The organism is Cupriavidus sp. SS-3, from assembly GCF_035818815.1.
In the GTDB taxonomy this organism is placed as follows: domain Bacteria; phylum Pseudomonadota; class Gammaproteobacteria; order Burkholderiales; family Burkholderiaceae; genus Cupriavidus; species Cupriavidus taiwanensis_C.
This window is the reverse complement of the sequence record NZ_JAYLVT010000003.1, coordinates 250,754-274,931: the sequence shown is the minus strand read 5'-3', so window position 1 is coordinate 274,931 and position 24,178 is coordinate 250,754. Positions and strand designations below refer to the sequence as shown.

General features: G+C 68.5%; 20 protein-coding genes and 1 tRNA gene. 10 read left to right on the top strand and 11 right to left on the bottom strand.

The window, feature by feature from the left end:
- Nucleotides 1-4 precede the first annotated feature (4 nt).
- From U9J39_RS07185 to cysS, 9 genes are all read right to left on the bottom strand, one after another.
- Nucleotides 5-580: an acyloxyacyl hydrolase gene (locus U9J39_RS07185; RefSeq protein ID WP_326346822.1), complete on the bottom strand. Its 576-nt coding sequence runs from the start codon at nucleotides 578-580 to the stop codon at nucleotides 5-7.
- Nucleotides 581-849: 269 nt separating this feature from the next.
- Entirely contained in the window at nucleotides 850-4,353 is a 3,504-nt protein-coding gene (locus U9J39_RS07180) for a pyruvate carboxylase (protein ID WP_116312392.1), read from the bottom strand.
- 218 nt (nucleotides 4,354-4,571) lie between these two features.
- Nucleotides 4,572-5,501 (bottom strand): adenylate/guanylate cyclase domain-containing protein, encoded by a 930-nt coding sequence (locus U9J39_RS07175; RefSeq protein ID WP_115711616.1) that lies wholly within the window; start codon nucleotides 5,499-5,501, stop codon nucleotides 4,572-4,574.
- Between the two features lie 282 nt (nucleotides 5,502-5,783).
- A tRNA-Ser gene (locus U9J39_RS07170) sits at nucleotides 5,784-5,877 on the bottom strand.
- A gap of 129 nt (nucleotides 5,878-6,006) precedes the next feature.
- On the bottom strand, nucleotides 6,007-7,260 hold the full coding sequence (locus U9J39_RS07165) for an aspartate kinase (RefSeq protein WP_115708984.1): 1,254 nt from the start codon (nucleotides 7,258-7,260) through the stop codon (nucleotides 6,007-6,009).
- Nucleotides 7,261-7,404: 144 nt separating this feature from the next.
- Nucleotides 7,405-8,859 carry a tRNA lysidine(34) synthetase TilS gene (tilS, locus tag U9J39_RS07160; RefSeq protein ID WP_414247912.1) on the bottom strand — a complete coding sequence of 485 codons (1,455 nt, stop codon included), beginning with the start codon at nucleotides 8,857-8,859 and terminating at the stop codon, nucleotides 7,405-7,407.
- On the bottom strand, nucleotides 8,825-9,796 hold the full coding sequence (locus U9J39_RS07155) for an acetyl-CoA carboxylase carboxyltransferase subunit alpha (protein WP_115708980.1): 972 nt from the start codon (nucleotides 9,794-9,796) through the stop codon (nucleotides 8,825-8,827). Before U9J39_RS07155 ends, tilS begins: the two co-directional genes overlap by 35 nt.
- Nucleotides 9,797-9,911: 115 nt before the next feature.
- Nucleotides 9,912-10,763, bottom strand: a complete 852-nt coding sequence (locus U9J39_RS07150) for a DNA-3-methyladenine glycosylase family protein (RefSeq protein ID WP_115708978.1) — start codon at nucleotides 10,761-10,763, stop codon at nucleotides 9,912-9,914.
- The gene (cysS, locus tag U9J39_RS07145; protein WP_115708976.1) at nucleotides 10,760-12,148 is read right to left on the bottom strand and encodes a cysteine--tRNA ligase; all 1,389 of its coding nucleotides are present in this window, start codon (nucleotides 12,146-12,148) and stop codon (nucleotides 10,760-10,762) included. Before cysS ends, U9J39_RS07150 begins: the two co-directional genes overlap by 4 nt.
- A gap of 262 nt (nucleotides 12,149-12,410) precedes the next feature.
- On the opposite strand from cysS, the gene U9J39_RS07140 reads away from it, so the two are divergent.
- The 4 genes from U9J39_RS07140 to U9J39_RS07125 all read left to right on the top strand — a co-directional run bounded on the left by U9J39_RS07140 (nucleotide 12,411) and on the right by U9J39_RS07125 (nucleotide 15,181).
- The gene (locus U9J39_RS07140; protein ID WP_115708974.1) at nucleotides 12,411-13,127 is read left to right on the top strand and encodes a tetratricopeptide repeat protein; all 717 of its coding nucleotides are present in this window, start codon (nucleotides 12,411-12,413) and stop codon (nucleotides 13,125-13,127) included.
- Between the two features lie 70 nt (nucleotides 13,128-13,197).
- Complete coding sequence (locus U9J39_RS07135) at nucleotides 13,198-13,782, top strand: peptidylprolyl isomerase (protein WP_115679947.1); 585 nt, start codon at nucleotides 13,198-13,200, stop codon at nucleotides 13,780-13,782.
- 22 nt (nucleotides 13,783-13,804) lie between these two features.
- Nucleotides 13,805-14,305, top strand: a complete 501-nt coding sequence (locus U9J39_RS07130; protein WP_012352488.1) for a peptidylprolyl isomerase — start codon at nucleotides 13,805-13,807, stop codon at nucleotides 14,303-14,305.
- A gap of 78 nt (nucleotides 14,306-14,383) precedes the next feature.
- The gene (locus U9J39_RS07125) at nucleotides 14,384-15,181 is read left to right on the top strand and encodes a UDP-2,3-diacylglucosamine diphosphatase (RefSeq protein WP_326346821.1); all 798 of its coding nucleotides are present in this window, start codon (nucleotides 14,384-14,386) and stop codon (nucleotides 15,179-15,181) included.
- 42 nt (nucleotides 15,182-15,223) lie between these two features.
- Here the strand turns inward: U9J39_RS07125 and cysE are convergent, their stop codons facing one another.
- Together cysE and U9J39_RS07115 are read right to left on the bottom strand one after the other, a co-directional pair.
- Nucleotides 15,224-15,967 carry a serine O-acetyltransferase gene (gene cysE / locus U9J39_RS07120; RefSeq protein ID WP_115711614.1) on the bottom strand — a complete coding sequence of 248 codons (744 nt, stop codon included), beginning with the start codon at nucleotides 15,965-15,967 and terminating at the stop codon, nucleotides 15,224-15,226.
- 303 nt (nucleotides 15,968-16,270) lie between these two features.
- Complete coding sequence (locus U9J39_RS07115; protein ID WP_442784890.1) at nucleotides 16,271-17,089, bottom strand: RNA methyltransferase; 819 nt, start codon at nucleotides 17,087-17,089, stop codon at nucleotides 16,271-16,273.
- A 206-nt stretch (nucleotides 17,090-17,295) separates the two neighbouring features.
- Here U9J39_RS07115 and U9J39_RS07110 point away from each other — a divergent pair, with 206 nt between their 5' ends.
- From U9J39_RS07110 to U9J39_RS07085, 6 genes are all read left to right on the top strand, one after another.
- Nucleotides 17,296-18,117, top strand: coding sequence for an inositol monophosphatase family protein (locus tag U9J39_RS07110; RefSeq protein WP_116312388.1), 822 nt, complete (start codon nucleotides 17,296-17,298; stop codon nucleotides 18,115-18,117).
- Between the two features lie 216 nt (nucleotides 18,118-18,333).
- On the top strand, nucleotides 18,334-18,549 hold the full coding sequence (locus tag U9J39_RS07105; RefSeq protein ID WP_115708966.1) for a YdcH family protein: 216 nt from the start codon (nucleotides 18,334-18,336) through the stop codon (nucleotides 18,547-18,549).
- A 14-nt stretch (nucleotides 18,550-18,563) separates the two neighbouring features.
- Nucleotides 18,564-19,685 carry a polyphosphate kinase 2 gene (gene ppk2, locus U9J39_RS07100; RefSeq protein WP_326346819.1) on the top strand — a complete coding sequence of 374 codons (1,122 nt, stop codon included), beginning with the start codon at nucleotides 18,564-18,566 and terminating at the stop codon, nucleotides 19,683-19,685.
- Nucleotides 19,686-19,762: 77 nt separating this feature from the next.
- Nucleotides 19,763-20,197, top strand: a complete 435-nt coding sequence (locus tag U9J39_RS07095; RefSeq protein ID WP_326346818.1) for a universal stress protein — start codon at nucleotides 19,763-19,765, stop codon at nucleotides 20,195-20,197.
- A 216-nt stretch (nucleotides 20,198-20,413) separates the two neighbouring features.
- Complete coding sequence (mutS, locus tag U9J39_RS07090; RefSeq protein WP_326346863.1) at nucleotides 20,414-23,107, top strand: DNA mismatch repair protein MutS; 2,694 nt, start codon at nucleotides 20,414-20,416, stop codon at nucleotides 23,105-23,107.
- Nucleotides 23,104-24,144: a hypothetical protein gene (locus tag U9J39_RS07085; RefSeq protein WP_116312385.1), complete on the top strand. Its 1,041-nt coding sequence runs from the start codon at nucleotides 23,104-23,106 to the stop codon at nucleotides 24,142-24,144. Before mutS ends, U9J39_RS07085 begins: the two co-directional genes overlap by 4 nt.
- The last annotated feature ends 34 nt before the right edge of the window (nucleotides 24,145-24,178 follow it).

Genomic DNA, 24,178 nt, shown 5'->3' with positions numbered 1-24,178 from the left:
GCAATCAGAAGCGGTAGCGCACGTATCCCATGCTGAAGTTGGTGCCTGGATTCGGGTCCTTGATCCCGCCGTTGGACAGGTGCTGGAAGCGGTAGCCGATGGTCAGCCGCTGCGCCTTGCCGAAGGCGACGCCCACGCCGATCATGTCGGAAAACTGGAAGGCCGAGCCCATGCGATGGCCGCCGGCGATTTCGGTGTGGCTCAGCACGCGCAGGCCTACCGAGGCCTCGACGAACGGCGTGACATGGTCACCCGCATAGCTGAGACGGAAGATCGGCGACACGCCGAACTCCATCAACTGGCTCGACGGCCGCGACGACAGCGCACGCCAGTTGGCAACATTGACCTCCCCGTCCAGCGCCAGCGCCAGCCGGCTCGACAGCTGCCACTGCACGATCTCGTCCCAGCGCGCCGACACTTCGTATTTCTCCACGCCGTGCCGGTTGTCGCGCCCATAGCCCGCCTGCATCGAGAATCCCGCCGCGCCGGCGGCGGACGGCAGCGCCAGCAGGGCGGCCGTAATCGACACCAGAGCCGCGCGCGGCAGCCCCCCTGACAATGTGTTTTTCTTCACTGACATCCGTATCTGTCGGGCAGCGCCTGCGAGATCGACGCGCCACCGCTTTGCTTTGATCACGGCTCGACACGATAGCAGCGCTTCGACGTTGCAGAAGCCCGTTCCAGGCAAACACAGTGTTCCAAAGCCGGAACAATGTTTCGGGGCGTGCTACGAAGGGGAGGCATGGCCGCCCGGCTGCAGCGTCATTCAGACAAAAAAACCCCGGCAAGACCGAGATCTTCCGGGGTGCCATGGATGGCCCGCACAGGCGCGGCGGGCCGCGCCGGCTGTCAGTCCTTCAGTTCCACCAGCAGGTCCTTCGCCGCCACCCGATCGCCCGCCTTCACATGCACCGCCGCGATCTCGCAATCGCGGTCCGCTGCGATATGGGTCTCCATCTTCATCGCCTCCAGCGCCAGCAGCGTGGTGCCCGCGGCCACGCGCTGGCCGGGCTGCACCGCCACCGTCACGATCGAGCCCGGCATCGGCGCGGCAACATGCAGCGGGTTGTCCGGCTCGGCCACCGCCCGGCCCTGGCGCGCGGCCGCGGCCTGCGCGGTGCTGCGCTGTTCGACCAGCGTGGTGCGCGACTGCCCGTTCAGCTCGAACTGGACCTTGATCTTGCCTTCGTCGGCATCGGGATGGGTGCCCTGCAGCGACACCAGCAGGGTCTTGCCGGGCTCGATGTCGATCGCCACCTCTTCCTGCGGCTGCAGGCCGTACAGGTAGGCCGGCGTGGGCACCACCGAGGTATCGCTGTACTGGCGCACATGCGCGTGGTACTCGGCGGCCTGCTTGGGATACATCAGGTACGAGGCCAGCTGGCGGTCGTCGAGCGGCTGCTCGCACGCCGCCGCGCCCGCGGCGCGGGCCGCGTCGAGGTCGACCGGTGCGATCTGGTCGCCGGGCCGGTACGGCGCCGGCGGCTCGCCGCGCAGCACCTTGCGCGACAGCGCCGCCGGGAAGCCGTCGGGCGGGAAGCCCAGCTCGCCCCGGAACAGCGACACCACCGATTCCGGGAAGGCGATCTCCTTGCCCGGGTCGCACACGTCCGCCGCGCTCAGGTCGTTGGCCACCATCATCAGCGCCAGGTCGCCAACCACCTTGGAGGTCGGCGTGACCTTGACGATGTCGCCGAACATCTGGTTGACCTCGGCGTAGGCGCGCGAGACCTCGGTCCAGCGGTGCTCGATGCCAAGCGAGCGCGCCTGCTCGCGCAGGTTGGTGTACTGCCCGCCCGGCATCTCGTGGCGGTACACGTCGGCGGTGCCGGCGCGGATCTCGGATTCGAACGGCGCGTAGTAGCGGCGCACCCCTTCCCAATACATCGATGCCTCGTGCAGGCGCTCCAGGTTCAGGCCCGGATCGCGCTCGCTGCCGGCCAGTGCCGCGGCGATGCTCGACAGGTTGGGTTGCGAGGTCAGCCCGCTCATCGCGTCGAGCGCGCCGTCGACCGCGTCGCAGCCGGCCTCGATCGCGGCCAGCGCCGACGCGGCCGAGATGCCGCTGGTGTCGTGCGTATGGAAGTGCACCGGCAGCCCGGTCTCTTCCTTGAGCGCCCTGACCAGCGCCGCGGCCGCCTGCGGCCGGCAGATGCCGGCCATGTCCTTGATGCCCAGCACATGCACGCCGGCCTGCTGCAGCTCGCGCGCGATGCCGACGTAGTACTTCAGGTCGTACTTGGAGCGCTTGGGGTCGAACAGGTCACCGGTATAGCAGATCGCGCCCTCGCACAGCGCGCCGCTTTCACCGACGGCATCGATCGCCACGCGCATATTGCGCACCCAGTTGAGCGAATCGAATACGCGGAACACGTCCACGCCGGCGCTGGCCGCCTGGCGCACGAAGAAGCGCACCACGTTGTCGGCATAGTTGGTGTAGCCGACCGCGTTGGAGCCGCGCAGCAGCATCTGGAACAGCACGTTGGGCACGCGCTCGCGCAACTGCTCCAGGCGCTGCCACGGGTCTTCCTTGAGAAAGCGCAGCGCCACGTCGAAGGTGGCGCCGCCCCAGCACTCCAGCGAGAACAGCTGCGACAGCTCGCGCGCATAGAACGGCGCGATCGGCAGCATGTCGGCGCTGCGCATGCGCGTGGCGAACAGCGACTGGTGCGCGTCGCGCATGGTGGTGTCGGTCAGCAGCACCGGCTTCTGCTCCAGCATCCAGCGCGAGAACTTCTCCGCGCCCAGTTCGCGCAGCCGGTCGCGCGTGCCGTACGGCAGCGCGGCGCTGGTGTCGATCGCCGGCAGCACCGGCGCGGGCAGCGGCAGCGACGGCAGCGCGCGGCCGCTCATCTCGGGATGGCCGTTGACGCTGACTTCGCCCAGGTAGCGCAGCAGCTTGGTGGCGCGGTCCTGGCGTTTGGCAAAAGCCAGAAGCTCCGGAGTCTTGTCGATAAAGCGCGTGGTGACGTCGCCCGAACGGAACGCGGGATGGTTGATGACGTTCTCGAGGAACTGCAGGTTGGACGCGACGCCGCGGATGCGGAACTCGCGCAGCGCACGATCCATGCGCCGCATCGATTCCGGCGCGGTCGGCGCCCAGGTGGTGACCTTGACCAGCAGCGAATCGTAGTACGGCGTGATCACCGCGCCGCCATAGGCGGTGCCCGCATCGAGGCGCACGCCGAAGCCCGCCGCGCTGCGATATGCGGTGAGGCGGCCGTAGTCCGGCAGGAAACCGTTTTCCGGGTCCTCGGTGGTGATCCGGCACTGCAGCGCATGGCCGTTAAGGGCGATGTCCTGCTGCACCGGCACGCCCGCGGCGCGCACCACGATCCTGCCGTCGGCATCGCGCGTGTTCTCGGTCATGCCGATATGACCGCCCTCGGTGATGCGGATCTGCGCCTTGACGATATCGATGCCGGTGACCATCTCGGTGACGGTGTGCTCGACCTGGATGCGCGGATTGACTTCGATGAAGTAGAACTGGCCGGAGTCGGCATCCATCAGGAACTCGACCGTGCCGGCGTGGGTATAGCCGACCGCGCGCATCAGCCGCAGCGCCGACTCGCACAGCGCGCCGCGCCCGGCAGCGTCGAGATACGGCGCCGGCGCGCGCTCGACCACCTTCTGGTTGCGCCGCTGCACGGTGCAGTCGCGCTCGTACAGGTGCACCAGGTTGCCATGCGTGTCGCCCAGCACCTGCACTTCGACGTGGCGCGCATTGCGCACCAGCTTCTCGACATAGACCTCGTCGTTGCCGAATGCCGCGAGCGCCTCGCGCCGCGCCGCGGCCAGCGCGCCCTCCAGGTCCTGCTCGCTTTCGAGCACGCGCATGCCGCGCCCCCCGCCGCCCCAGCTCGCCTTCAGCATCAGCGGATAGCCGATGCCGGCGGCCAGGCGCTTGCACGCCTCCAGGTCATGCGGCAATGGATCGGTGGCCGGCATTACCGGCACGCCCGCGGCGATCGCCGCGTTGCGCGCCGCGACCTTGTTGCCGAGCTTGCGCATCACCTCCGGCAACGGGCCGATCCAGCGGATGCCGGCATCGATCACGGCCTGCGCGAACTCCGGGTTCTCCGACAGGAAGCCATAGCCCGGATGGATCGCGTCGACCCCGGCCTGCCGCGCAATGCGCAGGATGTCGTCGATATCGAGATAAGCCGCCAGCGGCTTCTTGCCCTCGCCGACCAGATAGCTCTCGTCGGCCTTGAAGCGATGCAGCGCGAGGCGGTCTTCCTTCGAATAGATCGCCACCGTGCGGACGTTCATCTCGGCGGCCGCGCGCATCACGCGGATGGCGATCTCGGAGCGGTTGGCAATCAGCAGGGATTGGATCGGGCGGTAGTCCATGGCGGCAAGAAAATAGCCCTCCGTGCGCGGTGGCCACGGAAAGTCGGGTGATGGGGAATGGCGGATCACAGGCGGCAACCAGCATGCGCCTGCATCCTGGTGGGCGCAAGAAACGAGCCACCGACGCTCTTGTTGATTTACAAAAGGATTTTCAGCGCCGCCACGCCGGCCTGGAATTCAAAACTGAAATTCCCACGCCGTTTTCATGCGAATTCCAGCTATCGCCCCGCGCTGGCCTTGTCCACCTGCAGGGCGAATTCGATGCACTCCGCGCTCGGCCCCGTCCACTGGCCAAACCCGATCCAGCCATGCCCCCTCAGCGTGACCTCGTCGCGGCGCAAAATGAATGGCTCGGCGCCATCCATGCTGACGTGGGTGCCGTTCGAGCTCCTGTCGATCAGTACATAGCGGCCGGCGCGCGGCTCGGCCATGGCCTGGAACCGCGACGCCAGGCGGTCCGACACCACGATGGTCATGCCGGCGTCACGCCCGATGGTGACCGGCGCCGAGACCGCGTTCATCTCGACCACGGTGTCCCGGTAGCGCAAGGTGAGGAAAGCGGCATGCGACAGCGGCTCCTTGAACCCCGCGATCAGGGTCAGGTCGGTGGCCTGCTGCCAGATCGCCTCGTACAACTCGACCGGCTGCGCCCTGCCGCGCACGTGGATCGGGTACAGGTAGCGCGTCATCTGGCGCAGCGGCGCGGGCAGGTCCGCCACCGCGTCCTTGCTGGTGATGATCTGGCCGCGCGCGGCGAGCCCGGACAGCCGCGCGGCCAGGTTCACGGCATCGCCGAAGACATCGCCGGACGCGTCGAACAGGATCGGGCCATGGTGGAAGCCGATGTGGGACGACATGGTGAAGCCGGCCACGGGCGGCAGTTCCGCAACGGCCCGCTGTATGTCCAATGCCGCCTGCAACGCCTGCTCTGCGCAGGGGAACAGCACCATGACCTCGTCGCCGATGGTCTTGATGAGCCGGCCTTGCGCGGCCTCGGAACAGGATTTCATCGCAGCGATGCAACGGGCGACCGCGGCAAGGGCGGCGGCGTTGCCCGCGCGCTCATAGAGCCGCGTACTGCCGCTGACATCCGCGAACAGTACCGAACCCTCCGACGCCTGGTGCAGCAGTTCCCGGTCCATGTGCATCCTGATCCGTCCCGCCATCGCGGTGAGGCGACCCGGCCAGCTGCCGGCGCCACGCCTCCGCATGCAGGGAATTCTGGCACCGGCAAAGCCGATGCTCAATATGAATCTGGAGCACGCCGGACGAGGAAGTAAAGGAGAATCGGCGCACGCATCGGGGGAGCGGCGCAAGGCCACGCGAACGGATTGCCGATGGGGTGGGATGCGCCCTGCGGGGCGCCAGAAAAAACAAAACCCCGGAAGACCGCGATCTTCCGGGGTTCCGCCGCCAAGGACGGTTGTCATTGGCGGAGACGGAGGGATTCGAACCCTCGATCCAGGTTTTGGCCCGGATGCTCCCTTAGCAGGGGAGTGCCTTCGACCTCTCGGCCACGTCTCCCAAACTTGCGTTGTGTGAGGGAGCCACACAACGAAGCGCGTATTCTAGCGATGCCGCCGGGGTTGGTCAATGAAAAATCGATGACTCAACACAAATTTTGCGGCCTCGCCAGAAAAGCTTACGAACGGATCACGCCTGTTCCAGTTCGAAGGCCTTGTGCAGCGCGCGCACGGCCAGCTCCATGTACTTCTCGTCGATCAGCACCGAGATCTTGATTTCCGAGGTGGAGATCATCTGGATGTTGATGCCCTCTTCCGACAGCGTGCGGAACATCTTGCTGGCGATGCCGACGTGCGAGCGCATGCCCACGCCCACCACCGACACCTTCGACACCTTGGGGTCGCCCGACACGCTGCCGGCGCCGATGTGCGCCTTCACGCCATCGTTCAGGATGGCCAGCGCGCGCTGGTACTCGCCACGCGGCACGGTGAAGGTGAAGTCGGTCTTGCCGTCGACGGACTGGTTCTGGATGATCATGTCGACGTCGATGTTGGCGTCGGCGACCGGGCCCAGGATCTGGTAGGCGATGCCGGGCTTGTCGGGCACGCCCAGGACGGTGATCTTGGCTTCGTCGCGGGCAAAGGCGATGCCGGAGATGACAGCGGCTTCCATGGTGGAGTCTTCTTCCTCAAAAGTGATCAGCGTGCCCGAGTGCATTTCCTGCTCGAGCGGCATAAGCGGGTCGGTCAGCGACGACAGCACGCGGGTCTTGACGCGGTACTTGCCGGCAAACTCCACCGAGCGGATCTGCAGCACCTTGGAGCCCAGGCTGGCCATTTCCAGCATTTCCTCGAAGGTGATCTGGTCCAGGCGGCGGGCGTCCTCGACCACGCGCGGATCGGTGGTGTAGACGCCGTCGACGTCGGTGTAGATCAGGCACTCATCGGCCTCGATCGCGGCGGCGATGGCCACGGCCGAGGTGTCCGAGCCGCCGCGGCCGAGCGTGGTGATGTTGCCGTCGTCGTCGATGCCCTGGAAGCCGGTGATCACGACCACGCGGCCGGCGTCGAGGTCGGCCAGGATGCGCTCGTCGTCGATCGATTCGATGCGGGCCTTGGTGTAGGACGAATCGGTCTTCACCGGAACCTGCCAGCCGGTGTAGCTGACGGCGTCGATGTCCTCGCCGTGCAGGGCGATCGCCAGCAGCGCCACGCTGGCCTGTTCGCCGGTGGAGGCGAGCATGTCCAGTTCACGCGGAGCGGGCTGGGGCGAAATTTCCTTGGCGAGTCCCAGCAGGCGATTGGTCTCGCCCGACATGGCCGAAGGCACCACGACTACGCGGTGACCGGCGCGGTGCCACTTGGCCACGCGCTTGGCGACATTCTTGATGCGTTCCGTGGAACCCATCGAAGTGCCGCCGTATTTGTGAACGATGAGAGCCATCTTCTTGTCGACGCCAGCGATTGTGCAAAGCCCTTGAAAATACACGAAGCGGGCCGGTCAGGCAAGGCGCACGGGGACTATCTGCGCCAGGCCGGATGTGATGCCGACGGCTGGCGAACGCCATCGAACCACCGTTCGGCAAGGTCAGCGCGGTGGCATTGCCAGCGTCGGCGCCTGCGGATGCCACGCCACGCGCCAGCGCGGCGCCGGCGCTGCGTCGGGCCAGCGTCGATGCATGCCCAGCCCGGCGGCCAGCACCAGCGTGTCGCCGGCCCACAGCAGCGGCAGCCAGGCCCTGCGCCAGGCCGGGATGCCGGCCTCCTGGCAGGCCTGCTTCAGCGCCCGGGCGGGGCCGCCGGGGCGCAGCACGATACGTTCGCCGCCGCTGCGCGCGGCCAGGCGCAAGGGCTGGCGCAGCACCGCTTCGGGCACGCCGAAGGTGTCGTCGCGAAAGAAATGGAGTTCGCCGCGCCAGGCGGGCACGACGATGCGGGCCTCGCCGCGCCAGTCCAGCAGTACGGGCTCTGGCACCTGCGCCGGCGGCGGCACGCAGGCCAGCACGCGCTCACGGAAACGGCGCAGCACCAGGCCCTCATGCGCGATGGCGGGCTCGCCGCCGGCGTGCGCGACCAGTTGCCCGCGCATCGCCGCCAGCCGCGCGGTGGACGGGGCGCGCACGCCGAGGTCGCGCAGCCACAGGCGCAGCACCGCATCGGCCTGCGCGCCCGGCAACGCGCGCAGGCCCGGCAGGTCGAGTTCAGACAGCGTGTCGGCGTCGCGGCCAGACCGCACCAGCGTGGCCAGCGTGGCGGCAGCCATCTGGTCGATCAGCGCGCCGGCCTGCGCAAAATGCGCGGCGGCCTGCACCACGTTGACCGCCAGCGCCGGAAACGCCGCCTGCAGCGCCGGCAGTTGCTGGCGCAAGGCGTTGCGCGTGTAGCGGCCGTCGGCATTGGACGGGTCGTCGATCCACTGCAGCGCGTTGGCGGCACAGTATTGCTCGATGCCGGCGCGCGGCACGTCCAGCCACGGACGCAGCAGCATCACGCCGCTGTGCGGATCCAGCGGGCGCATTGCCGGCATTCCGGCCATGCCGGCCACGCCGGCGCCGCGGAACAGCCGCAGCAGCACGGTCTCGACCTGGTCGTCCTGGTGGTGGGCAAACAGCAGCAGGCGCGCGCCGCTGTCGGCGCACATCGCCGCCAGCGCGGCATAGCGCGCGCGCCGCGCGGCGGCTTCCACGCCCTCGCCCGCCGCCGGCCGCACCGACACGCTCCGCACGAAATAGCCGACCTGCCACTGCGCGCACAGCGCGGCGCAGAAGCGGTCCCAGTCGTCGGCCTCGGCCTGCAGGCCGTGATGGACATGCAGCGCCACCACGCGCGCGCCATCGCCCGCCTGCGCCACCGCCGCGCGCGCGGCATGCAGCAGTGCGACCGAGTCGCGCCCGCCCGACAGCGCCACCGCGACCGTCGACGGCGCCGCGGTGGCACCGCCAGAAACAACAAAGGCCGCACCGGCCTGCAGGGCCTGTGCGACCTTGTCGGTCAGCCGGGCGGACGGGTCAGTCCTGGGCGCCGGTTTCCTTGAACTTGCCATAGGCCAGCAGGCGCTCGTAGCGGCGTGCCTGCAATTCCTTCACGCTGATGCCCTGGAACTGGCGCAGCGACTCGGCCAGCGAGCGCTTGAGCATCGCCGCCATGCCCTTGTAGTCGCGGTGCGCGCCGCCCAGCGGCTCGCTCACGATCTTGTCGATCAGGCCCAGCGCCTTCAGGCGGTGCGCCGTCAGGCCCAGCGCCTCGGCGGCTTCAGGAGCCTTCTCGGCGGTCTTCCACAGGATCGAGGCGCAGCCTTCCGGCGAGATCACGGCGTAGGTGGCGAACTGCAGCATCTGCACCACGTCGCCCACGGCAATCGCCAGCGCGCCGCCCGAACCGCCTTCGCCGATGATGGTGGCGATCAGCGGCACCTTCAGGCCTGCCATCACGTACAGGTTATGGCCGATGGCCTCGGACTGGCCGCGCTCTTCGGCGTCGATGCCGGGGAATGCGCCCGGGGTGTCGACGAAGGTGAAGATCGGCAGCCCGAACTTGTCTGCCAGCTCCATCAGGCGCTTGGCCTTGCGGTAGCCCTCGGGCTTGGGCATGCCGAAATTGCGCATGGCGCGCTCTTTCGTGTCACGGCCCTTCTGGTGCCCGATCACCATGCACGACTGGCCATTGAAGCGCGCCAGGCCGCCGATGATCGACAGGTCGTCGGCGAAGGTGCGGTCGCCGTGCAGTTCGTGGAAATCGGTGAAGATCTCGCGCACGTAGTCCAGCGTATAGGGACGCTGGGGGTGGCGGGCGATTTGCGCAACCTGCCACGGGGTCAGGTTGGCATAGATGTCCTTGGTCAGCTGCTGGCTCTTGCCGGCCAGCCGCGAAATCTCTTCGGAAATATCGACAGCCGAATCGTCCTGCACGAAGCGCAGTTCTTCGATCTTTGCCTCGAGTTCGGCAATGGGCTGCTCAAAATCCAGGAAGGTGGTTTTCATAAAATCACACGTACCTGTCTGTGAAGGGGCGCATTCTACCGGAAATTGGCCGCTATCTTAGCGCCTGCCGGATAGCCTGCAATGCACCTGGAGTTAATTTTTATTGCCGCAATGGCTAATACGTCACTGGCAAGGGGTCGAGGCTGCGCCACATATACCAGGTCGCCACGGTGCGCCACGGCTCCCAGTTGGCCGCCACCTCGCGCGCCTCGCTGCGCGTCACCGGCTCGCCGCTGAAATAGTTGGTGGAGATGGCGTTGATCAGGCCGACGTCGTCGAGCGGCAGCACATTGGGCCGCATCAGGTTGAACATCAGGAACATCTCGGCGGTCCAGCGGCCGATGCCGCGGATCTGCGTCAACTCGGCGATGACGGCCTCGTCGTCCATCTGCGCCCACTGCGCGACATGCACCGTGCCGGCCTTGAAGTGCCCGGCCAGGTCGATCAGGTATTCCGCCTTGCGCTTGGACACGCCGCAGCCCGCCAGCTTCTCGGGGCCCGCGCGCAGGAACTGCGCCGGCGCCAGCCGCGGGCACACCGCGTGCAGGCGCTCCCACACCGACTGCGCGGCCTTGACCGAGATCTGCTGGCCCACCACCGCGCGCGCCAGCGTGACGAACGGGTCGCCGCGCGAGACCAGGTGCGCGGGACCGTAGGTCGGGATCATCTTGCGCAGGATGCGGTCGCGCTTCATCAGGTCCGCGCACGCCTCGTCCCAGTATGCAGGGCGCACGGCATCGGCGACGGTCTCGACCGGCAGCGGCACCGCCTGGGCTTCCGGCAGCACGACCTTGGCGTTGCGCGCGGCCTTTGCCGCGGAGCGCGTGGCGTCCTTGCTGGTGTCCTTGCCATCCGGCAGCGGCGCCTCCCTGGCGCCGGCCTTGCCCGGGCGCGGGCCGGCCGCCTTCGCCCGGCCCGCGGTGGCGGGCGGCGTGGCGGCAGCGGGCTTGCGCGCGGCAGCGTTCAAGCACGCCTCCACTCGGTGGCACCGCCCGGCTTGTCTTCCAGCACGATGCCCCCTTCCAGCAGCTGCGCGCGGATGCGGTCCGCCTCGGCGAAGTTGCGCTCGGCCTTGGCGGCCTTGCGCGCCGCAATCAGCGTTTCGATCTCGTCCGGCGACGGGCCGTCGGCGGACTTGCCGCCCTGCAGGAAGGTGTGCGGATCGCGCTCGAGCAGCCCCAGCGTGCCGGCCAGCCCCTTGAGCTGGCGCGCGGCCGCGGTGGAGCCGGTGCGGTTGATCTCGCTGGCCAGGTCGAACAGCACCGACATCGCGATCGGCGTGTTGAAGTCGTCGCCCATGGCCTCGGCAAAGCGCTTCGCGTGCGGCTCGTCCCAGTCCACCGCGCAGCCGCCCGGCTGGCTGTCCTTGAGCGCCGTGTACAGGCGCGTCAGCGCGTGGCGCGCATCGTCCAGGTGCGCGTCGCTGTAGTTCAGCGGGCTGCGGTAGTGCGCGCGCAGGATGAAGAAGCGCACGACCTCGGCGTCGTACGCCTTCAGCACCTCGCGGATGGTGAAAAAATTGCCAAGCGACTTGGACATTTTCTCGTCGTTGATGCGCACGAAGCCGTTGTGCATCCACAGGTTGACGAAGGGCTTGCCGCTGGCGCCTTCGGACTGCGCGATCTCGTTCTCGTGGTGCGGGAACTGCAGGTCTGCCCCGCCGCCATGGATGTCGAAATGCTCGCCCAGCAGCGCGCAGCTCATCGCAGAGCATTCAATATGCCAGCCCGGGCGGCCGGCGCCCCACTTCGAATCCCACTTGCTCTCGGGCGGCTCGCTGGCCTTGGCGGATTTCCACAGCACGAAGTCGAGCGGGTCCTGCTTGGCATCGTTGGCGCTGACACGCTCGCCGGCGCGCAGGTCTTCCAGCGACTTGCCGGACAGCTTGCCGTAGCCGTCGAACTTGCGCACCGAGTAGTTCACGTCGCCGTCGCTGGCCTGGTAGGCCAGGCCCTTCGCCTCGAGCTTGCCGATCATGTCGAGCATCTGCGGCACGTAGTCGGTGGCGCGCGGCTCGTAGTCGGGACGGATCACGCCCAGCGCGGCGGCATCCTCGTGCATGTACTGGATGAAGCGCGTGGTCAGCTCGCCGATGGTCTCGCCGTTCTCGACCGCGCGGCGGATGATCTTGTCGTCGATATCGGTGATGTTCTGCACATACGTCACCTCGTATCCGGCGGCGCGCAGCCACCGGTGCACCATGTCGAACACCACCATCACGCGCGCGTGGCCGACGTGACAATAGTCGTACACGGTCATGCCGCACACATACATGCGGACCTTGCCGGGTTCGATTGGCACGAATGGCTGCTTCTCACGCGCGAGCGTGTTGTAGATGTTGAGGGGCTGCATGAAACGAAGTGAGTGGTGAGAGGAGTCTGCCGGTTCCACACGGCAGGCAGCGCGAACGCCGCTGCTGGCGCAATGCCGTCGCGCCCCATATCTTACCGGAAGGCGGTGCGCGAGTCGGACCCGCGGCCCGGCCGGCCGGCGCGCATGCACGTGCGCACGCACGTCGTGCATGAACACCGCACGCCTGGCCGCCGCGGCATCGCCTTCGTGCCGCACTTGCCGCTTTGCTAGAATGCCGCGGAGTATAACGGACCCGTCCTCAATGAGCCTGCCGCTGCCCTCCCCGTTTTCTGCCGTCTCCGCTACGCGCACGCGCCGGCGCGGATCCCGCACCGTCCTGCCGCTGCTGGCCCTGGCCGCGGCGCTGGCAGGCCCTGCGTCCGCGCAGAACGGCCCGCTCTCGCTGGCGGTGCCGACCTCGCCGGTCGGCGGCATCCAGTCGACCGACCCTGGCATGGGCGAGGCCCAGCAAGCCGCCAACGCGCGCCGCTACGAGGACGCCATCAAGGGCTTCGACCGCGTGCTGGCCACCAACCCGCGCAATGCGCAGGCACGCTTCCAGCGCGCCTGGGCACTGGCCCAGGCGGGCCGCGAAGACGAGGCGATCCAGGCCTTCAGCGAGATGGCGCAGGACTTTCCCGAACTGCCCGAGCCGCACAACAACCTGGCGCTGCTCTATGCCAAGCGCGGCGACCTGAAGCGCGCCGAAGCCGAATTGCTGCTGGCCACCGAGGTCAAGCCCGCCTTCGCGGTCGGCTACACCAATCTGGGCGACGTCTACCGCCGCCTGGCCGAGCAGGCCTACACCGAAGCGCTGCGCCGCAATCCCGGCGATGCCCGCGCCAGTGCGGGCCTGCGCCAGCTGGCGCCGGCTTCCGCCGTGGCAGCGCCACCGAAGCCGGCCGCACCCGCGGCCACCGGCCGCAAGGCGGCGCCGGGCGGGCGCCAGTCGCCGGCCAGCGCCCCCGCGGCCAACTGACAGCATTCATCCGCAGGCCCGGCGCGGCATGCCCGGGCCGTGTCCATCCCGACTTACCGGAGTTCCCTTCATGATCCGTTCCCGTCGCATCGTCATTGCCGGCCTGGCCGCAGGCGCCCTCGCGCTGTCTTCGTTCAGCGCGCTGGCCCAGCAGAAGGCCGCCGAGCGCGTCCAGTTCGTCACCAGCGCCGGCAAGTTCACGGTCGAGCTTTATCCCGAGGCCGCGCCCAAGACCGTCGCGAACTTCCTGGAATATGTGAAGAGCGGCTTCTACAGTGGCACCATCTTCCACCGCGTGATCAACGGCTTCATGGTGCAGGGCGGCGGCTTCGACCGCGACATGAAGGAAAAGCCCACGCGCGCGCCGATCCCGCTGGAAGCCCGCAGCGGCCTGAAGAACAAGGCCGGCACGGTTGCCATGGCGCGCACCAGCAACCCGGATTCGGCCACCGCGCAGTTCTTCGTCAATGTGGTGGATAATCCGAATCTCGACTACCCGCAGCCGGACGGCAATGGCTATGCCGTCTTCGGCAAGGTGGTGGAAGGCATGGACACGATCGACAAGATCAAGGCCGTGCCGACCACGGCCTACGGCCCGATGCGCAACGTGCCGGCCGCGCCGATCGTGATCGAGTCGGCCACCGTCGTCAAATAATTACCGAACAGAGGAAACCGCCATGTCCAAGGTACAGCTGCAGACCAACAAGGGTGTCATCACCCTGGAACTCGACGCCGAGAAGGCCCCGAAAACGGTTGAGAACTTCCTGTCGTATGTCCGCAAGGGCCACTACGACAACACCATCTTCCACCGCGTGATCAAGAACTTCATGATCCAGGGCGGCGGCTTCGAGCCCGGCATGAAGCAGAAGGACACCGACGCCCCGATCGAGAACGAAGCCGGCAACGGCCTGAAGAACGACCGCTACACCGTGGCCATGGCGCGCACCAATGCGCCGCACTCGGCCACCGCGCAGTTCTTCATCAACGTGGTCGACAACGACTTCCTCAACTTCTCGTCGCCCACCCCGCAGGGCTTCGGCTATGCCGTGTTCGGCAAGGTCGTCGACGGCACCGACGTGGTCGAGCAGATCAAGGGTGTGCGCACCGGCAGCTCGGGCTTCCACCAGGACGTGCCGCTGGAAGACGTCGTGATCGAGAAGGCCGTCGTCGTCGAGTAAGCCGATGCCTGCCGATTGCGGTACCGTGCGCGCGCGCGTGCCGGCCTGCGTGCCGGCCTTCTTCTCCCGACACCACGCATGACCGCAATCTCCCACACGCCGGTGGCCGGTCCCCTCGAGGTACAGGCGCCGGCGTGGTTCATTTCAGACCTGCATCTGACGCCCGGCATGCCGCGCACGCTGGCAGCCTTCGAGCGCACGCTCGAGCGCGCCGCCGCGCAGGCGCGCGCGCTGTTCATCCTGGGCGACTTCTTTGAATTCTGGGTCGGCGACGAAGAAACCGAGGCGCCGTTCGCGCAACGCGTGGCGCTGGCGCTACGCGCGCTGGCCGCGCACGGCGTCGCGGTGTACCTGATGCACGGCAACCGCGACTTCCTGCTGGGCCGGCGCTTCGCCGGCGCCGCCGGCGCCACGCTGCTGCCCGACCCCACCGTGATCCACTGCGCCGGCCAGCGCGTGGTGCTGAGCCACGGCGACATGCTGTGCATCGACGACGCACGCTACAACCGGTTTCGCCACTGGACCCGCAAGCGCTGGGTGCAGCGCGTGTTCCTGGCGCTGCCGCTGCGCGCGCGCCTGGCGGTGGCCCGCAAGCTGCGCGCCGACAGCGAAGGCAACCGCGCCAGGCAACGTGAGGCTGGTGTCGCGGCACCGGCGGTCTATGGCGATGTGGCGCCCGCGGCGGCGGCGCAATTGCTCGGCGCCGCCGGCGCATCGCTGCTGGTCCATGGCCACACCCATCGCCCCGCACGCCATGAAGACGGCGCAGGCGTGCGCTGGGTGCTGACCGACTGGGACCTGGATGGCGCGCATCCGCGCGCGGCGGTGCTGCAGCTGGACCGAGACGGCTTCCGTCTGCTGCCGCAGACCGACTGACCGGCGCCGCGGGCGAGCGGCGCCGCCCATGCCTGCACGCCGTTACTTCATCAGCTTGCGCAGTTCGCTGGCATCGAACGGGTCGTTCGGGGTGTTCTCCAGGTGTTCGCCAAGCCGGTCGAGCGCGGCCAGCACGGCCTCGATGCGGTCATGCTGGACCGCGGCATTGTCGATCAGGCTCTTGAGCGCCAGCGACACCGGGTCGTCCGCGTTGGGCGTGATGCCGTAGGCCGAAAACTCCTGCCTCGCGCCCTGCTGCACCGACGGCGCATCCGGCAGGATGATGCGGGCCGGAATGCCCACCGCGGTCGCCCCTGGCGGCACCGGCTTGAGCACCACCGCATTGGAGCCCACGCGCGCGCCGTCGCCCACCACGAATCCGCCCAGCACCTTGGCGCCCGCGCTGACCACCACGCCGACACCGAGGGTCGGATGCCGCTTCTGGCCCTTGTACAGCGACGTGCCGCCCAGCGTCACGCCCTGGTAGATGGTGCAGTCGTCGCCGATCTGCGCGGTCTCGCCGATGACCACGCCCATGCCGTGGTCGATGAACACGCGCCGGCCCAGCGTCGCCGCCGGATGGATCTCGATGCCGGTGAAAAAGCGCGACCAGTGCGAAATCCAGCGGCCCAGCCAGTGCCAGCCCGCGCGCCAGCACGCATGCGCCAGCCGGTGCAGCAGCACCGCGTGCAGGCCCGGATAGCAGGTCAGGACTTCCAGGCGGCTGCGCGCGGCGGGATCGCGCAGCATGATCGTGTCGATATCTTCCTTCAGGCGAGAGAACATCTTGGTCGTGTCGTGGTGCCGCGCCGTGCGCCACGACACGCGGGCCAGGGCCCGGGGCGGGGTCGCCGGCGCGGTCGGGGGCCGGTGAAGAGGATCAGGAGTGTAAGGGATTTGCCGGCCCGCCTTGCGGCGCCGGCGTTTGGCCCCTGATCCGCCAGGGACATTGCTGCGATGCTGCGATCAACATCGACCGGGCCTGCGCCCACCCGCGGCGGCAGGACGCCCGGCCACGCCGCCTCGGCATGCACCGGCCTGGTCCCACATCGCATCGCTACGGGTTGCTGCCACAGTCCTTTGCTCCTGTCACCGGTCGGCCTGCGGGCCGGACTGGTTCTGCGCGGCAATCAGCATGTGCTTGGCGATGCCGCGCAGGATGTTCACTTCCTCGCGCTCGAGGCCGCTGCGCGCCAGCAGGCGGCGCAGCCGGGTCATCAGCTTGCGCGGATTGGACGGATCGAGAAATCCGATCGCCTCCAGCCCGGTCTGCAGGTGGCCGAACATGGCCTCGACCTGTTCCGCCGTGGCCGGCTCGCCAGCATAGCCGATATTGGCGCCCGCGTCCGGGGCCGCCTCCAGCAGCGCCAGCCGCATCTCGTAGGCGACCAGCTGCACCGCCTGCGCCAGGTTCAGCGAGGCATAGGCGGGATTGGCGGGGATATGGGTCACGGCGTTGCAGCGCTCCACCACCTCGTTGGGCAGGCCATAACGCTCGTTGCCGAACACGAACGCCACGTCGCCGCTGCCGGACAGGGTCTGGCGCGCCCGCGCGGCGGCGGCGCGCGGCAGCAGCCGCGGCGGTCCGAACTCGCGCTGGCGCGCGGTCATGGCGACGGTCAACGCGGCCCCGGCCAGGGCCGCATCGACGTGGTCGACGATCACGGCGGCGGCCAGCACGTCGTCGGCGCCGCTGGCCATGGCCACGGCATCGGGATGCCGCAGCACCTCGGGCTCGCGCGGCGAGACCAGCACCAGGCTGCCGAAGCCCATGGTCTTGATCGCCCGCGCCACCGAGCCGACGTTGCCGGGATGGCTGGTTTCGACCAGCACGAAGCGCACGCGGCCGAAGGCATCCCCGCCTGACGTGGGGGTGGCGGGCTGGCTCGTATCAATTGCCGGGTTCATATACAATTCGGGGTTCTTCTTTGGCGCGGCGCCAGGTTTATGCATGCGCGCGAGACGTTCGCGACACATTTATTTGCGAAGCGTCCTGCAGCAAGGCCGGCGACGCCCCACGTTCTTCTACAATCCGTTGTGTTGTCAGCTGCCCATGAGCGGGGAGCGGCGCTTTGGCGCCCCGCCGCGCGGTCGTGGCCGGCCTGGAGAGATTCATGCATCCGATGCTCAATATCGCCATCAAGGCGGCCCGCAAGGCGGGATCCATCATCAACCGCGCGTCGCTCGACGTCGATCTGGTGCGCGTCTCGCGCAAGCAACACAACGATTTCGTTACCGAGGTCGACCGCGCCGCCGAAGCCGCGATCATCGAGATCCTGCGCACGGCCTACCCGGAACACGGCATTCTAGCGGAAGAATCCGGCCAGTCCTGGACCGAAGAAGAAGCCACCCATGAGTACACCTGGGTCATCGACCCGCTCGACGGCACCACCAACTTCATCCACGGCTTCCCGCAATACGCGGTTTCGATCGCCCAGCTGCACCGCGGCACGCCGGTGCAGGCGGTGGTCTACGACCCGACCCGCGACGAGCTGTTCACCGCCTCCAAGGGTGCCGGCGCCTTCCTCAACAACCGCCGCATCCGCGTCACCCGCCGCGACAAGCTGGCCGACTGCCTGATCGGCACCGGCTTCCCCTTCCGCGACCTGGAAGGCGTGGAGGAATACCTCGAGATCTTCGCGCTGATGACGCGCAGCTGCGCCGGCCTGCGCCGCCCGGGCGCCGCCGCGCTGGACCTGGCCTACGTCGCCTGCGGCCGCCTCGACGGCTTCTTCGAGCGCGGCCTGCAGCCGTGGGACATGGCCGCCGGCATGCTGCTGATCACCGAGTCGGGCGGCCTGGTAGGCAACTACGCCGGCGAGCCGCGCCAGCTGGAACAAGGCGAAGTGCTGGCCGGCAACCCCAAGGCCTTTGCCCAGATGGTGCGCCTGCTGTCGCCGTACTCGCTGGACAACGCCAAGCCCACCGCCGCCTGACCCCTGCAGATGGCCTGAGCGGCCATGCAAGCACGCCCGCCGCACCCCGGCGGGCGTTTGTTTTTTTGGGGCCGCACGCCGGTGCGCCCCGCGTGCGGCTTCGTCTCATACCCCGGCGAGCCATGATCCTGGTCAAGGCCGCGCCGCCCTGCGCTCACCAGAATGAATCCATGCGCCACGCCATGTGCGCGCGGATCCAGCCACAGGAGAGCCAGCATGTTTCCCGAGTACCGCGAACAGATCACCGCCCTCAAAACGCAGGACGCCCGCTTTGCGCGGCTGTTCCACCGCCACAATACGCTCGACCAGGAAATCCATAACATGGAGGCGGGCCTGGTGCCGGCGTCCACCTTCGAGATCGAGCGGCTGAAAAAGGAGAAGCTGCTGCTCAAGGACCAGCTCTACCAGATCCTGCGCCGCACCACCGCCTGACCGGAGGCGCGCAGATGACCGATCGCGACACCCTCCCCACCCGCATCCCCACCCGTACCCCCACCACCACACGGCCGCGCGCCACCGCCAGGGGCGATGTGCTGCCCACCCGTTCGGCGCTGTCGGCGCAGCGCAATGAAGTCGACAGCGCCGTCGAAGCCGCGGTGCAACTCGCGGCAAGCGGCATGCAGGACATCCTCGCCAGCCAGGCCGGCGATGGCGCCGGCATGCTGGGCGCCGTCCGCACCCTGCTCGACGGCCTGGCGCCGGACGAGGCCGCGCAACTGCGCAGCCTCATTCTCGAGGGCGACCCCGCCGCCTGGCAGGCCGGCCGCCAGCGCCACCCGGACGATGAGCTGTCCGCCGGCTGGCGCGAAGGCGCGTACCCGTACCAGAACCTGATGTCGCGGCGCGGTTACGAGAAGCAGAAGTACCGCCTGCAGGTCGAACTGCTCAAGTTCCAGGCCTGGGTGCGCGAGACCGGCCAGCGCGTGGTGATCCTGTTCGAAGGCCGCGACGCCGCCGGCAAGGGCGGCACCATCAAACGCTTCATGGAACACATGAACCCGCGCGGCGCCCGTGTGGTGGCCCTGGAAAAGCCCACCGAGGCCGAGCGCGGGCAATGGTATTTCCAGCGCTACGTGCAGCACCTGCCGTCTGCCGGCGAGATCGTGCTGTTCGACCGTTCCTGGTACAACCGCGCCGGCGTCGAACACGTGATGGGCTTCTGCTCGACCCGCGAATACCAGGACTTCCTGCAGCAGGCGCCCGACTTCGAGCGGCACCTGGTGCGCAGCGGCATCCACCTGTTCAAGTTCTGGTTCTCGGTCAGCCAGAAGGAGCAGCTCCGACGCTTTCGCGAGCGCGAGATCCATCCGCTCAAGCAATGGAAGCTCAGCCCGGTCGACGTTGCCTCGCTCGACAAATGGGACGACTACACCCGTGCCAAGGAAGCCATGTTCGCGCATACCGATACCGCCGATGCGCCATGGACGGTGATCCGCTCCGATTGCAAGAAGCGCGCGCGGCTCAATGCGCTGCGCTACATCCTGTCGCGCTTCCCCTATGCCAACCGCGACACCACCGCCATCGGCCAGCCGGATCCGCTGATCGTCGGGCGCGCGCTGGCCAACTGAGCGCGGCAAGACCGGGCTCCGCCCTCGTGTGCCCGGCTCGCGCCATTCGCTTCACACAACAACTGAAAAAGGACCCCATGTTCAAGCACATCCTGCTCCCCGTCGACGGCTCGGAGCTGTCGCACCAGGCCGTCTCCGCCGGCATCCAGTTCGCCCGCGCCGCCGGGGCACGGCTCACGCCCTACATGTGCGTGGAGAGCTATCCCTATGTGCTGACCAGCGACAGCTCGCACGAAAAGCGGGACGCCTACCAGCAGCGCGTCGAAGCCGAGGCGCGCCAGGAACTGGCCAAGGTCGAGTCCGCGGCCGCGCTGGCCGGCGTGCCGTGCAGCGGCCACGTCTCCAGCGCTTCGGCGCCGTACCAGGGCATCATCCATGCCGCCCGGGACCTGGGCTGCGATGTCATCTTCATGGCCTCGCACGGCCGCCGCGGACTCAGCGGCCTGCTGCTCGGCAGCGAAACGCAGAAAGTGCTGACCCATAGCAACATCCCGGTGCTGGTGTTCCGCTGATCCTGCACCCGCGCAGCGCGGCTGCGCCGCTTCGGCGGCAGCACCGTGCTGTACCATATCGCCCATATTCGAAAACGCCCCTTCGTGCCGCGGCCACAGGCCGCCGGAGCAGCGCCCGGCCCGCCCCCGCGGGGGCGCTTTTCTTGGCACGCAAGGTGCGTTCGGCGCGGATCGGGCGGCACGACGCAGGCCCACCGCCAGACAGGCTAAATGGCAATGGGATTGCAGAAGAAAACCGACCCTGAACAGGCACAGGCAGACGCCGCAGGCAGCCGCCACACGCCCATGATGCAGCAATATTTGCGCATCAAGGCGGACCACCCCGACACCCTGCTGTTCTACCGCATGGGTGACTTCTATGAACTTTTCCATGACGATGCCGAGAAGGCCGCGCGCCTGCTCGACATCACGCTGACCGCGCGCGGCGCGTCGAATGGCGTGCCGATCCGCATGGCCGGTATCCCCTTCCATTCGGCCGACCAGTATCTGGCACGGTTGGTAAAGCTGGGCGAGTCGGTGGCGATCTGCGAGCAGATCGGCGACCCCGCCACCAGCAAGGGGCCGGTGGAGCGCAAGGTGGTGCGCATCGTCACCCCCGGCACGCTGACCGATGCCGCGCTGCTGCCCGACAAGGCCGATACCTTCCTGATGGCCGTGCACCAGCAGACCACGCGCCGCGGCGTCAGCAAGACCGGCCTGGCGTGGCTGAACCTGGCCAGCGGCGAGCTGCGCCTGATGGAATGCGAAGCGGCGCTGCTGGGCCGCGAGCTGGAGCGCATTCGCCCGGCCGAGCTTTTGTATGCGGATGGCATTGACCTGCCCGCACTGGCTTGCGCACGAACCCGCCTGCCGGAATGGCATTTCGACCAGGACGCCGGCACGCGCCGGCTGCGCGAGCAGTTGGGCGTGGCCAGCCTGGAACCGTTCGGCTGCGCCGGTCTGGGGGCCGCGCTGGGCGCGGCGGGCGCGCTGCTGAACTACGCCGCCACCACCCAAGGGCAGTCGCTGCGCCATGTGCAGGGCGTGAAGGTCGAGCGCGAATCGGAGTACGTCGGCCTGGATTCCGCCACCCGGCGTAACCTGGAACTGACCGAAACGCTGCGCGGCGGCGAGTCGCCGACGCTGTTCTCTCTGCTGGACACCTGCTGCACCGCCATGGGCAGCCGCGCGCTGCGCCACTGGCTGCACCACCCGCTGCGCGACCCGGCCGTGCCGCAGGCGCGCCAGCAGGCCATCGGCGTGCTGATCGACCAGGGCACCGACGCGCTGCGCGGGGCGCTGCGCCGGCTGGCCGACGTCGAGCGCATCACCTCGCGGCTGGCGCTGCTCAATGCGCGCCCGCGCGACCTGTCGTCGCTGCGCGACACGCTGCGCGCGCTGCCCGAGGTGCAGGCCTGCCTGCGCGACGACCAGGGCAGCATGCTGCTGGCGCAGACCCTGCAGGACCTGGCCGTGCCGCAGGACTGCCTGGACCTGCTGGTGCGCGCCGTGGCCGAAGAGCCCGCCACCGTGGTGCGCGACGGCGGCGTGATCGCGCGCGGCTTCGATGCCGAGCTCGACGAGCTGCGCGATATTTCCGAAAATTGCGGCCAGTTCCTGATCGACCTGGAAGCGCGCGAGCGCGCCCGCACCGGCATTGCCAACCTGCGCGTCGAGTTCAACCGCGTGCATGGCTTCTATATCGAGGTCACCAACGGCCAGGCCGACAAGGTGCCCGACGACTACCGGCGCCGCCAGACCCTGAAGAACGCCGAGCGCTACATCACGCCCGAACTCAAGGCCTTCGAGGACAAGGCCCTGTCGGCGCAGGACCGCGCCCTGGCGCGCGAAAAGCAGCTCTACGAGGGCCTGCTGCAGGCACTGCTGCCGCATATCGCCGAGCTGCAGCGCGTGGCCGCCGCGCTGGCGCGGCTGGACGTGCTGGCGGCCCTGGCCGAGCGCGCGCAGACGCTGGACTGGTCGGCGCCGGAGCGCGTCGCCGAAAACGTGGTCGATATCGTGCAGGGCCGGCACCCGGTGGTCGAAGGCCAGCTCGCGGCGGAGTCGGTGGCGTTCATCGCCAACGACTGCCAGCTCAACGAGGCGCGCAAGCTGTTGCTGATCACCGGCCCCAACATGGGCGGTAAATCGACCTTCATGCGCCAGACCGCGCTGATCGTGCTGCTGGCCTGCGTCGGCGCATATGTGCCGGCGCGGCGGGCGGCGATCGGACCGATCGACCGCATCTTTACCCGCATCGGTGCCGCCGACGACCTGGCCGGCGGGCGCTCGACCTTCATGGTCGAAATGACCGAAGCCGCTGGCATCCTGCATCACGCCACCCCGGCATCGCTGGTGCTGATGGACGAGATCGGCCGCGGCACCTCGACCTTCGACGGCCTGGCGCTGGCCTGGGCGATCGCGCGCCACCTGCTGTCGCACAACCGCAGCCATACCCTGTTCGCCACGCATTACTTCGAACTGACGCAGCTGCCGCAGGAGTTTCCGCAGGCGGCCAACGTGCACCTGTCGGCGGTCGAGCATGGTGACGGCATCGTGTTCCTGCACGCGGTGCAGGACGGCCCGGCCAGCCAGAGCTACGGCCTGCAGGTGGCGCAACTGGCGGGCGTGCCGCAGCCGGTAATCCGCGCCGCGCGCAAGCACCTGGCCTGGCTGGAGCAGCAATCCGCCGACGCTACGCCTACGCCGCAGCTCGACCTGTTCGCCGCGCCGCCGACGCCGGACGGCGACGACGCCTGGGATGACGACGCTGCCGCCACGGCCGCCTCCGCCCCCGCGCTGGCGCCCGAGCAGGCAGCCGTGATCGACGCGCTGGCCGATATGGATCCGGACACGCTGACGCCGCGCGCGGCGCTTGAGGCGCTATACCGGCTCAAGGCGCTGGCGGGCGAGGCGGTCGATACGGCATGAAGGCGCTGCCCCGGGGCCTGCCGAGCCTGCTGCTGCCATGGCTGTGCCTGGCCGCCATGGCGGCGGCCGCGCCGCACGCGCTGGCGGCGCGGGCGCCGGCCAAGCCGCAGGTGGTGCGAGTTGCGCTGATCGCCGACCTGCCGCAATGGCCCGCCGCGGAAGCCAGCCTGGCGACGCTGCTCGACCACTTCGCCGAGCGCAAGCTGAACCTTGTGATCCACGCCGGCGGCATCAAGGGCGATACGGAGTCATGCAGCGACGCCGTGCTCGGCAGCCGCCAGCAGCTGCTGAGCCAGTCGCCGCTGCCGCTGATCTACGTGCCGGGCGAAACCGACTGGTCCGAATGCAGGCTGCCGGTCAATGGCAGCTTCGACCCGGTCGAGCGGCTGAGCCGGCTGCGCGAACTGTTCTTTCCGGAAGACGCCACGCTCGGACGGCAGACGCGGCCGCTGGTGCGGCAATCGGACCAGGCGCTGTTCCGCAGCTTTCGCGAGAACATGCGCATCAGTGTCGGCGACGTGCTGATCGTCGGCCTGAACGTGCCGGGCGACAACAACCACTACCGCGACGAAGGCGGCCGCAACAGCGAATTCGAGGACCGGCGCGAAGCCAACCGGCAGTGGCTGGCGCGGGCGTTCTCGGTGGCGCGCCAGCGCGACCTTAACGGCATCGTCGTGGTCGCCCATGCCGATCCGCATTTCGCCAACGGCTGGGAGAAGAAAGGACGGCCCACGCTGCTCGACGGCTTCATGCGCCATCGCACGCGCGATGGCTACCTGGAATTCAAGCGGCAGCTGCGCGACCTGAGCGCGCGCTTCAACGGCCACGTGTTGCTGGTGCACGCCGCCGGCAGCGGCGCCGACAGCGGCTTCGGCATCGACAAGCCGCTTCGCGACGCGGCCGGCAAGGTGATGCAGAACTTCACGCGCGTGTCGCTGCCGGCCAGCTCGATTTCGCAATGGGCCGAGTTGGTGATCACGCCCGCCGCGGCGTCGCCGTTCGCGGTGGTGCTGAAGGACGCCCCGGCACCGAACTGACGCGCGCGCCAAAGCAAAGAAGCCGGCAACGGCC